At 68.0% G+C, this 518-nt stretch carries 1 protein-coding gene; it reads left to right on the top strand.

All coding sequences use genetic code 11. The features are described from left to right. Positions 1–104 precede the first annotated feature (104 nt). The coding region (locus HW466_RS31735) for a cytochrome b (protein WP_208456261.1) at positions 105–518 on the top strand (414 nt) is incomplete at its 3' end.

Raw genomic sequence — 518 nt, 5'->3', positions numbered from 1 at the left:
CAGCTGCTCCATGCGAACCCCGACCTTGGCGAGCAGGTAGGGGAAGGCTTCGGTGAATCGGTAGTGATCGAGATCGGGCATGTCGGCGAGCCTGGCGTGCGGGGATGAAGGGCGTCGGCAAGGCGTCCGCCCATCTGTTTGGAAAATCAATTATTGCGCGTGGCGATTATATAGGAGGCGAAAACATGGCTCAACTTCACGGCAACGGCAACGGCAACGGCGATGCCGGGCCGGCGGCGCGTTATCCGCGCGGCGCTCGGCGGTTCCACTGGCTGATGGCGGCCATCATCGTGACGGTCTGGTGCATCGGCTTCGGCTCGGCGCACCTGCGCGGGGATGCGCCGCGCGGGGGCACGCCGCTGCTGGTGCACAAGGCGATCGCCTCGACCGTGCTGTTCCTGGTGGCGGCGCGCATCGTCTATCGCATCTGGCGCCGGCGCGCCTATCCGGCGCTGCCCGCGAGCATCTCGCCGCCGATGCGGCGGCTCGCCGGCGGCGTGCACCTGCTGCTCCATGCC

It is taken from the genome of Burkholderia territorii, assembly GCF_902833055.1.
GTDB classification, from domain to species: domain Bacteria; phylum Pseudomonadota; class Gammaproteobacteria; order Burkholderiales; family Burkholderiaceae; genus Burkholderia; species Burkholderia territorii.
The sequence above is the reverse complement of the archived record's forward strand: the minus strand, read 5'-3'. Positions and strand labels throughout refer to the sequence as shown.